Raw genomic sequence first — 11519 nt, 5'->3', positions numbered from 1 at the left:
TTATGAAAAGAATTCATTCAAATATTTTATTTGTTGTGTGTAGTCTGATGTTTGCTTCTTGTACATCTAGTGTGGTACAAGAGCAAGCCTCTAGACCTCCTAATGTTATTGTCATCCTTACAGATGATCAAGGTTGGGGTGATTTTTCTTACACAGGCAACGAGTATTTATCAACGCCTCATTTTGATAAAATGACGGAGCAAAGTGCAGTGCTTAATCGTTTTTATGTTAGTCCTGTCTGTGCACCTACAAGAGCAAGTGTCCTCACAGGTCGGTATCATTTAAGAACAGGAGTTTCTTTTGTGACAAGGGGAAGAGAAAATATGCGTACCGAAGAAATTACGATGGCAGAGGTTTTTAAAGAAGCCGGTTATGCTACTGGGTGCTTTGGGAAATGGCACAATGGAGCACATTATCCTGAGAATCCGCAAGGTCAAGGTTTTGATACTTTCTTAGGTTTTACCTCTGGGCATTGGAGTAATTATTTCGATACTCAATTAGAATCGAATGGAGAGATGGTTTCTACGAAAGGATACATTACCGATGTATTGACAGAAGCAACTTTATCTTTTATTGATGAAAATAAAGATCAACCGTTCTTTGCATTCGTTCCTTTTAATGCACCTCACACACCTTATCAAGTTCCAGATCAATACTTTGATAAATACAAAGATTTAGATTTTGGATACGATGAAAAACAAAACAAAAAGATCGCAACTATTTACGGTATGTGCGAGAATATTGATGATAATTTAGGCAGAATTCTTCAACATCTGAAGGAGCTAAAATTAGAAGAGAATACCATTGTTGTTTTTCTATCGGATAATGGCCCACAAGGGGCACGTTATAATGGCCTATTAAGGGGAGGGAAAACATCAGTTCATGAGGGTGGTACTTTAGTTCCATGTGCTATACAATGGAAAGGAAATATTCCATCAAGCAAAAAAGAGGCGATAACAGCACATATAGATTTAATGCCTACCTTAATGAGTTTGGCAGGAATAGAGTACAATAAATCCATTGCATTTGATGGTGTAGATTTAAGTGATTATCTAAAAGGTGATCGAAAAGATACAGAAGAAAGAAATTTATATACTCATATGACGGGATTTGAGATCACGGCAGAACGTGGTGCAGTGCGCCAAGGGACATATAGGTTTACAACAGAGTTCGGTGAAGAAGGGTTGTTCGATTTGAGTAATGATCCATCAGAAAAAGAAAACCTTGTAGAACAGTTACCAGAAAAAACAGGAGAGTTGAGAAATGCTTTTCAAAATTGGTATACCGATGTGACTTCAGAGGGATTTTCTGATTTGAAAATTCCGTTAGGCTATAATGAAAGTCCTAAAGTAGTCTTAGCAGCACACGAAAGTAGCGGAAAAGGTGGATTACATTTTAAGGCCAATCAAAACGGTTGGGCACATGATTGGTATCAAGTAAAATCAGATGGATACATCAGTTGGCCTATCGAAGTTGTGAATGCTTCTACCTTTGAATTATCATTAAAATATGCAGGTAAAGATATAGTTGGCACTGAATTAGAATTTAAAGTAGGTGATCAAACTATCCATAAAAAAATTACAAAAGATTTTATTCCTGTAACACTGCCTACTCCAGATCGAGTGATGCGTGAACAGGAAGCCAAGGAACAAACTTGGAAGACATTGGTATTAGGAGAGATATCATTACCAAAATCACAAAATACAAAGGCAACTTTGGTGATTAAAAAACAAGGAAAAGGAATATTAGAGCTTAAAGAAATAGAGACAAAAAATAGAAAAGCTCTATAAAGAAAAAGAACTAAAGAGGTTCAAAATCCTCTATCTGAAACAACGTTAACTTTTTAATTGACTATGAAATTTAGAATGATTACTAACGCATTACTTCTGTTACTATGGCTAACAGGATGTTCTTCTAACGATACTCCATTAGAGTCAGAAGAAGGAGGTATGGGAAATTTATCCTTATCAGTAGATATCAATGAGGCAGTAGACGAGGTATCCAATTCACGTAGTATGTCAACTGCAGATGTGAAAATAAATATTGTAAATGCAGAAGGGCAAACGGTTGTTAGCTATAATTCAATAAATGAAGTTCCTGAAAGTATTGAATTGGATGCTGGAGTGTATAAAGCAGTTGCCGTTAGTACTTCAACTAGCTTGGTAGCTTTTGAGGCACCTCAATATGGGGGAACTTCTGCAGAATTTGCAATTCAGAAGGAACAGACAACTTCTATTGCATTAGAATGTTTACTTCAGAATACAAAAGTGACGGTTGATTATTCTGATTTAATCAAAAATCAATTTTCGACGTATGCTACCGTAGTAAAATCCAATATAGGAGAATTGCTATTTGATAAAGAGGAAACGAAAGCCGGATATTATAGATCTTCAGGCGACCTCAATGTATCAGCAACTATAGGAACAGGGGTAGATCAAAAAATCACATCGTTTTTGATAGAAAATATTCAACCACAAACTCACTATAAGATAACCATTGATATTGACCAAGGAACTGGGAAAATTGTTATTGACGTAGATGAAACCTTAGTGGATGGAGGGAATCATGATATTATTGTTACTCCAATTGAAGGTGAAGCAAGACCTGATTACAATACATCTATCGGATTCTTTACTAAAGAGGGTAAGTTGTACGATGCCAATGGAATGGAATTTCACCCAAGAGGTGTGAATAATGCACATTTTTGGTTTGATAGTGGTAATCGTCTATGGGCTTTTAACGCACTTTCACCAATAGCGGCTTATCATTCAAATTCTGTGAGAATGGTTTGGCAGACCAACTACAATAAAGAATCTTGGAACAATGTGGAAGAAGCAGATCAGCTAAGAAACATGTTTAACGAAGCTATTTCAAAAGGTTTGGTACCTATGATTGAATTACATGATGTAACAGGTAATGAGAGTAAAGAAGATCTACTTAAAACAGCTGCTTTTTATGTTCGTCCGGATATTCTATCGGTAATGAAAGAATTTGAAAGTATTCTTTTGATAAATATAGCGAACGAGTGGAGCGGTAAAAATACAGTGTATAGAGATGCTTATAAAGAAGCTGTAATTATGCTGAGAAATGCAGGATTGAAACACACTATCGTGATTGATGGTAGCGGTTGGGGACAAGACATGACACCAATTTTTGATTATGGTCAAGAAATTATTGATGCAGACCCTCAGAAAAACATTTTATTCTCTGTTCACATGTACGAGAATTATAGAAACGAAAGTACAATCACAACGAACCTAGAGAAAGCTGTTGAGATGAAATTACCTCTTATAGTTGGCGAATTTGGTTTTCAACATGGTGGTACTGCAGATAATCCGATACAGATTCCTTACACTCATATTTTATCAGAATGTGAACGTCTTGGATTAGGTTGGTATGCATGGTCTTGGAAAGGTAATTCTGGAGGTGTAGACTATTTGGATTTATCAAATGATTGGGAAGGAAACACACTTTCCGACTGGGGAAAGGGAATTGTGAACGATGTAAATGGATTGGCAAATACAGCAAAAAAAGTATCAGTAATCAACTAAGAAATCATGATGAAATATAAACAATATATCCTTGCTTTTTTAATCAGTAGTCTGATATTCAGTTGTCAAACTACTCAAAATGAAGAGCGTGTTTCTAAAGGTAACTTGCAATTAGTTTTTGGATCTAACGGAAGACTTCAAGAAGATATCAATAATTATGGTTTGAGTATCGAAAATGCCGAAGGTAAGGTGATTTTGTCTTTTGATAAAATTTCAGAAGCACCAACATCAATACCATTGGCTGTGGGAGAATATACTGTAAAAGCTTTTAGTGCTTCAGAAATGCCATATGTTACTTTTGATGCACCTTACTATTACGGGGAAGAAAGTTGTACAATCGAGAGTGGGAAAGAGACTTCGGTGAACATCACTTGTGCATTAAAGCACTTGAAATTAAATGTGAACTTTGATAGTGATATAATCAATAATTCAAAATCGTATTCGGCAACAGCGGCTACAGCTCATGCTGATATTACGGTAGATGCAACTACATCCAATACTGTTTTTGTGGAAAGATCAGCTTTATTGATCGAAACAGTCATTGAACAAATGGATGGAAGTATTATCAAAGGGAAACAAATACTTTCTGGATTGGAAGAACAAACAGAATATACGGTCAATATATCTTACTAACTTTTTGGAGATGAGATCGCATATCAACTCCTAGATATGAGGCTATCTATAAATTTCGTTTATCGATAACATCAGATAGCCTCTTTTATGACTAAATAAATGCTCGAATGTAGTAGTCGAGTGTTATTCAACTAACTAAATAAGTCACACATAATATATTCATTATGTATGACTACTCACTAATAAATTTTAAAGTATGAAAAGAAAATTACTAGCTAAATCAAAATCTATAAACCATCCTTATTTATTACTAACTATCTCACTCTTTTTCTTAAGTATTTTCGTCGGAACATTAAAATTGAATCAAATATCTATCACACTGAGTTCAAATGGCAATTATTATTTGTTGTTGATTCTCATAGTTTTGTTAGTACTCTTATTGATGATCTTTCAATTTAAAATCAATGTTCCTAAAGAAGGAGAAAAGTCAACGGAGCAGGGCAAAAGAAGATTAAGTGATGATCATGGACTCATTAATAAAGTAAATGATTTGATCTTCCAGAAATTATCAGACCCGACTTTAAGTGTATCAGAAATCGAAAAAGAAATAGGAGTGAGTAGACCTATTCTTCTAAGTATTTTCAAAAAAGAAAAGGGAGCTACAGTAGTAGAATTTATAAAAAAGGAAAGGCTAAAGAAAGCAAGAGGTTTATTGGAATCATCTTCTTATAACATATCAGAAATAGCCTATCAAGTCGGTTATTCTGATCCAAAATATTTTAGTAAGTCGTTTAGAAAAGAATATAGTACAACCCCAACTCAGTACAGAAATAGATATTTAAAAATGAACAAATAGATGAAATAGTACAGTGACTAAACAGTTAATAATCATTTCATTTCAAATAGGGTTACATAATTTATGTAGCTCTATTTTTTTTAAGTGTAATTTTTTAAAATCAGGGTGAATCCTTAAAAAAATACACTCTGCACTGTTCTTAACTTCAGACTTTTACAATGAATTATTACTAATATTTTTTACTATGAAAACTGAAGTGAAACTGATGCGATGCATCATGAAGTGGTTGGCTATGACCATTTCAATTTACAGTCTAAGTGCCTCAATGGTGCTTGCACAAAACAACAACAATCCGAACACTAATTCATCTGAAATTAGCTGTTCTTCTAACGATCACTGTCCACCTGGTTTTGTCTGCGATGGATGGCCCAATTATAAATGTGTGCCTGATGGTTCAGGGGGCGAAGAAGATAACGGAGGAGACAATGAAGTAGATCCACCTCAACCAAGTCAAGAAGCCAACAAGATTGGTATTTTATGGACTTCATGGGATGTATCTCATTTTAGTAATTATGCCACATACATAGATAATATGGATAGCTGGGGCATAGATTATGTTTCTATCAATCCAACTTATTTTGTAAATACCTATGAAGAAGGAATACTAACAGAGTGGCAAGGCGCAGAGAAAACACCAAGTATTTCTTTGCAAAAATCAGTCATTAAGGAATTACTTAAGAGAGATTACTATATCAATTATAGACCGCATATTGACCCTATCAAGTATGCAATGCCTATGGGTTCTACACGAGACAACTGGAATACCATTCCGGGTGGTCAAGATTGGAGAGGTAAGTTCGATCAATTTGATCCAACGAACCCCACAATAGGTTACCGTGAGTTGGTGATCTTACCTGGTCTTCAAATGTTAGCAGAGGCAATCAGAGAGGAAGGAGCACCAACAATGCCAATCAGATATGACTTGGGAGCAGAATTGATGGATGCCATGCTCAATTATCCCAATGAATGGATTGCTCTAAGAAATGAAGTAGAAAGTTTATTGGCTACCACTTACAGTGATGTTGCACCTCATATTACGCTAAGTCACAACTTCTGTCATCATATTGAATTATTATTGAGTATACCTGAACACCAAGATTTTTTCGAGAGAATTGAACCAAATCAGCAGTTAAATCCTGAAGGACAATTTTTAGACAGAGCAGGAGTAACTGATGAGGATAGAGCAGCCATTGGACAGTATATTGCTGGATTGGATGAAGTGACTATTTCTCAATATATGCCTCTTGATATTTTCGCACAAGAAGGAGCAACGACAACTCCTGAACAGGTGAAACAAGCGTTATTATGGCATGAAAATAATTTCATTAATGAGGTATTGATTGGCGCTCTTGGTATTGCTCCGGAGGATATTCCAATACTTCACATAGGTGAATACGGCATGGGTTGGAGAGGCTTAGCAGCACCCAATGTTTGGGATTCCGATGCTTGGCTTGAAGCGGGCGCAGGTGAGTATATTTTAAATAATACTGAGCAAAAGGCTGATGCCGCCATCGCTATTGATGGGATTGTGAAATATGTTGCGGATGATTCTGGAACTAAATTCAACTCTTTCTTATTATGGTTTGGTGGAGCGCCTTATGATGTCATCGGTATAAATGAACATTCAGAATGGTACAATGCACCTGCAGCAGAGGCATTATCAGCCTACTGGAGTTCACACGACGGAGCACCTGCTACATTATTTCCTCCTTTTGATGCTCCAATTGATGTACCTGTAGCAAAAGCAGGTAGGGATCAGATTGTAATTGATGAAGATGGAAATGGTTTTGCTACCATTACATTAGATGGTAGTGCAAGTACAGACGATGTAGCTGTAACTTCTTATTCTTGGTCGGATGCTAATGGTGTTGTATCATCAAAAGCAATTGATTCTTTAGACCTTGCCATAGGTACTTATATTTTTACTTTAGCTGTGGGTGATGCCGATGGAAATACGGATACTGATGAAGTCAACATCGTTGTAAGTGATCCATTAGCTAATCAAAATCCAATGGCTAAAAGTACCTCTTCAAGAGTGACAGATACTGATAATAACGGTGTAGAATTAGTTACTTTGGATGCATCAGAAAGTACAGACGATGGTGTAATAGTATCATATATTTGGTCTATTAACGGAATTGAGATTGGGAATGGTGTGTCAATCACGGAAGAATTTACAGTAGGAACACATACTGTAATATTAAAAGTGACAGATGACAAAGGAGCAACAGGAACTACGGAGACAACAGTTATAGTTGATCCATTTAATGAAAATAGAATGGATAGAATTCTTGTAGGTAATCAATCTATTTTCTTGTCTGGAGGTAATTTAGCATGGTATAATTTCGCCAATGACTTTGGCGAAAAGACAACCAATTTAGCTTACTACGAACAGGCTATTTCTGATTTCGCCTCAAGAGGTGGTAATTCTATGCGACTTTGGGTTCACATCAATGGAGCCAATAACCCTGAATTAGATGCCAATGGATATACTTCTGGTCTTGAGCCATCAATGATTCAAGATTTGAGAGATGTATTAGACATTGCATACGATCACAATGTGGTATTGAATCTATGTCTTTGGTCATTTGATATGTTGAATACGAGAGATTACCCTATTGAAGTATCTCAAAGAGCACGAAAATTATTGGAAGAAGAAAACAATATTGATGCTTACATCAACAATGCTTTGATACCAATGGTCAATGGATTAAAAGATCATGAAGCCTTACTATCATGGGAGATTTTTAACGAGCCAGAAGGCATGAGTAACGAATTTGGTTGGGACTTTACAGATCATGTTTCTATGTTAACCATCCAAAGATTTATCAATAGACTTTCTGGAGCCATCCATAGAGAAGATCCTTCAGCAAAAGTAACGAATGGTGCATGGTCGTTTAAAGCAAATTCAGATATTTTCTCTGGTGTAGAAAAGAACTATTACTCAGATGAAGAGTTAATCGCAGCCGGAGGTGATATAGAAGGAACCTTAGATTATTATCAAGTACATTATTACAGTTGGGCAGGGACTTCTTATTCTCCATTTGTACATCCTGCATCTCATTGGGGATTGGACAAGCCTTTAGTAATTGGAGAATTTTATGTAGAAGACCAACCTGGTCCTGTAGCCGAAGAAGATTTGTTTACAATTTTGTACAACAATGGCTATGCAGGTGCATGGGGATGGCAATATAGAACCTATGATGACGGAGATAATACGGATGAAATCCATAGAGATGCAATGCTTGCAGGAGTAGCAACACTAGATGGTTATCCTGATATTGCTATCGACCCGAATCGTAATATTAGACCCACAATTATAGGTGCCATTCCAAGCTTAAGAGTAGATAAAAATGCTGAATCTTTGTATAACTATGTAGATTTATCGACAGTGTTTACTGATCCTGAAGGTACACCTTTAAATTATTCAGTTTTGACTTCCCCTGCGAATGTAGTGATACCATCAGTGAACGCAGGACAACTTTCACTCGCATTTGCTGACGGAAAAACAGGGGAAGTAACGGTCACAGTTACAGCAACAGATTCTGGAGATCCAGCAGCATCCAATTCATATGATTTTATCGTAAGTGTAAATGAAGCCGGAACAGGTAATTTAGCACTCTATCAACCTGTATCTGCTTCATCTTTCGAAGAAGGACCGAACAAAGCCGAAAGCGTAAATGATGGTGATCAATTAACGAGATGGTCAAGTTTGTACGAAGATCCAAGTTGGATTGCCGTTGCATTTGATCAAGAGTATTCTGTCAATGAAGTTAGATTGTTCTGGGAAGGATCGTATAGTTCTCAATACGAGATACAAGTATCTCAAGATGGTTTGTCTTGGACTACTGTGTATACTAATAATGCAGGTGTCGGAGGAGAAGATATCATTACTTTTCCTGCTGTAAATACAAGACATATTAGAATGTTTGGACTTAAGAGAGCACTTGAGTGGGGTCATTCAATTTATGAATTTGAAGTGTATGGAGATCTACCAAAGTCTATTTCTGCAAATGCGGGAATGGATCAATTCTTAAATGATAATGATGGAAATGGAGTGGAGACAATTACATTTGATGCTTCAGCTTCCTCAGACTCAGAACAGACCATTGTATCTTATGAGTGGAGTGAAAATGGGACATCTATTGCTTCAGGTGTTTCAGCAAGCGCAATTCTAGGCGTTGGTACCCATCAGATTACATTAACTGTCACAAATGATCTTGGAATAAGTAGTTCAGATGAGGTGAATATTAAAATTTTACCAGCAGGATGTATTTCTAAAGGGACACCACTTGCCACTGATTGGACACTAGGGAATGAGTGGTCAGATCAAAACAATGGCTCTAATTTATCAAATGCAGGAGGATCATTAGTTTTGAATCATAGAAAGTGGGGTAAGACTGATATTTGGTTGATGCAGACTGGAGTACCGTTAACAATCACAAGTGGAGAAACAGTAGCCGTAGAATTTGATTTAAGTACAGCCAATACTCCAGCAATCACTTCAATAAATGCGGCATTGATCTCTTCTTGGGGTCAAGAGGGTCCTGTTGATGTGATACAGTCAGATATTTCTATTTCAGGTCCATTTGAAACGGGGTTCAATACTTACAATGTTGATTTTACAGCCGTAGAAAATTCAAGTAACGCTTATTTGGCATTTTATGTGACATTTGCTTCTCAACCAGATGAAGAGGTAGCTTATTCATTCAAAAACCTCACGGTATGTACAGGTACTGTAGGTAATAATCCAAATACGGCTCCAGTAGCCAATGCAGGTATAGATCAGCAGGTGTTTGATAACGATCTTGATGGATTTGAATCAGTTCTTCTCGATGGATCGGCAAGTAGTGATGTTGAAGGTCCTATAGTATCTTATAGTTGGGTATTGGATGGTATTGAAATTGCTTCTGGTGTAACTGCTTCAGTAGAATTAGCAGTAGGTACACAAGAGATTACATTAGTTGTAACAGATACAGGTGGATTAACAGCTACTGATACGATGACTGTGATTATTGAGCAATCGATTTCAGAGACAAGTGTGTTAGAAGCTGAAAGTGCCTCATTAGAGGATGTAGTTGTAGAAACTGACCCTAATGCTAGTAATGGAAGCTATGTTTACATGCAAGGACAAGGATCAATTACTTGGACTTTCAATGCAGTAACAGCAGGTACTAAAACAATCAAAATTGGATACTTCTTACCACATGGCAATAAGAATCAATATGTAAATATTAATGGAAATTCTTTGGGTAGTATTCTTTTTGATGGACCATTAAATACATGGTTGGAAAAATCGATTGATGTTGATGTGGTGGCAGGGAATAATACGCTAACAATTAGTAAGCATTGGGGTTACATGTACTTTGATTATATCAGCACTGAAGCAGCAATTCCATCTAATTCAAGAGAAGTATCTACTTTGTCAGAGACATCACTTGATGCGATATCCATTTATCCGAATCCAGCAACAACAACATTTACGGTGAATGCAGAAGGGTTTGATTCATTGACAATTTATGACATTAACGGTGTTGCCTTGATCAGTTCAGATCAACTTACGGTACAGATTGGAGCATTGGGTACAGGTATTTATATAGTACGTGTAAAAACTGTAAACGGTGTGAAGAATGTCAGACTAATAGTAAAATAAAGGGTATATCAATTTTATTACTGAAACAGAAGTGTATTAGAGATTTTAATTAGAAACGGTTTCATTTTTAGGATTGAATAGACATATAAAAAAGAAAAGGTTGTCCTCAATTATTTGAGGCAACCTTTCTTCATTTAAGGGAAATAAAACATATCAAAATCTAAATTATAGTTACGTTGTATTGCCTCTTGATAACTTAAAATAAGTTACTAAAATATAGATTAGGTGAAAGTCACCCAATAAAACACTGTTTGATAATAGCTAAGCAAAAACAAAATGTATATCTTAGTTATACAACCAAAACCTTATTCAAATGCACCTTCTGCTCAAGAAAATCACTGAAAAAATAACCATTAATCCATCATTAGAAAGTAAAATCCAAACACATTTTACTAGAATAGACACCAAAAAGTCAGAACAGTTATTGTCTGCTAATCAAACGGCAAAATATTTATATTATATAGAAAAAGGTGCTTTGCATAATTATTATTATCACGAAGGAAAACAAGTAAGTTCGTGGTTTTATTTAGAAGATCAATTGATTACTTCATGGTATAGTTTTTATTCTCAAGAACCAAGTTTTGAAAATATAGAGTGTTTAGAAGATTGTACTTTGTATCGAATTTCTTATTCAGATTATCAATTACTGATTGATGAATTTCCAGCGTTTGGAAACTTCGCGAGGTTACTCTCAGAAGAGATGACTGCAGTGTTGGATTACTTTTCTAAGAGTTGGTCATTTTTATCCGCTAAAGAGAAATATATAATGTTGGATGAATATTTTCCAAAAATAGAGCTTCGAGTGAAATTAGGATATATTGCTTCGTTTTTAGGCATTTCTCAAGAAACATTAAGTAGAATTCGTGCGGGCAAATAATTTTTTGAT

The 11519-nt window shown here is 35.9% G+C and carries 6 protein-coding genes; all 6 read left to right on the top strand.

What is annotated here, in order from left to right; all coding sequences use genetic code 11:
- The first annotated feature begins 2 nt into the window (after positions 1-2).
- The 6 genes from NH26_RS22705 to NH26_RS22680 all read left to right on the top strand — a co-directional run bounded on the left by NH26_RS22705 (position 3) and on the right by NH26_RS22680 (position 11510).
- Entirely contained in the window at positions 3-1790 is a 1788-nt protein-coding gene (locus NH26_RS22705; protein WP_084812335.1) for an arylsulfatase, read from the top strand.
- A 75-nt stretch (positions 1791-1865) separates the two neighbouring features.
- On the top strand, positions 1866-3551 hold the full coding sequence (locus tag NH26_RS22700; protein WP_206780206.1) for a DUF4493 domain-containing protein: 1686 nt from the start codon (positions 1866-1868) through the stop codon (positions 3549-3551).
- 6 nt (positions 3552-3557) lie between these two features.
- Positions 3558-4184, top strand: coding sequence for a DUF4493 domain-containing protein (locus tag NH26_RS22695; protein WP_044220480.1), 627 nt, complete (start codon positions 3558-3560; stop codon positions 4182-4184).
- A gap of 382 nt (positions 4185-4566) precedes the next feature.
- Entirely contained in the window at positions 4567-4980 is a 414-nt protein-coding gene (locus NH26_RS22690; RefSeq protein WP_044220483.1) for a helix-turn-helix domain-containing protein, read from the top strand.
- A gap of 184 nt (positions 4981-5164) precedes the next feature.
- The gene (locus tag NH26_RS22685; protein WP_084812333.1) at positions 5165-10633 is read left to right on the top strand and encodes a PKD domain-containing protein; all 5469 of its coding nucleotides are present in this window, start codon (positions 5165-5167) and stop codon (positions 10631-10633) included.
- Between the two features lie 313 nt (positions 10634-10946).
- Positions 10947-11510 (top strand): Crp/Fnr family transcriptional regulator, encoded by a 564-nt coding sequence (locus NH26_RS22680; protein WP_052431871.1) that lies wholly within the window; start codon positions 10947-10949, stop codon positions 11508-11510.
- The last annotated feature ends 9 nt before the right edge of the window (positions 11511-11519 follow it).

It is taken from the genome of Flammeovirga pacifica, assembly GCF_000807855.2.
GTDB lineage: Bacteria > Bacteroidota > Bacteroidia > Cytophagales > Flammeovirgaceae > Flammeovirga > Flammeovirga pacifica.
Note: the sequence above shows the minus strand (reverse complement) of the source record. Positions and strands in the feature narration are given on the sequence as shown.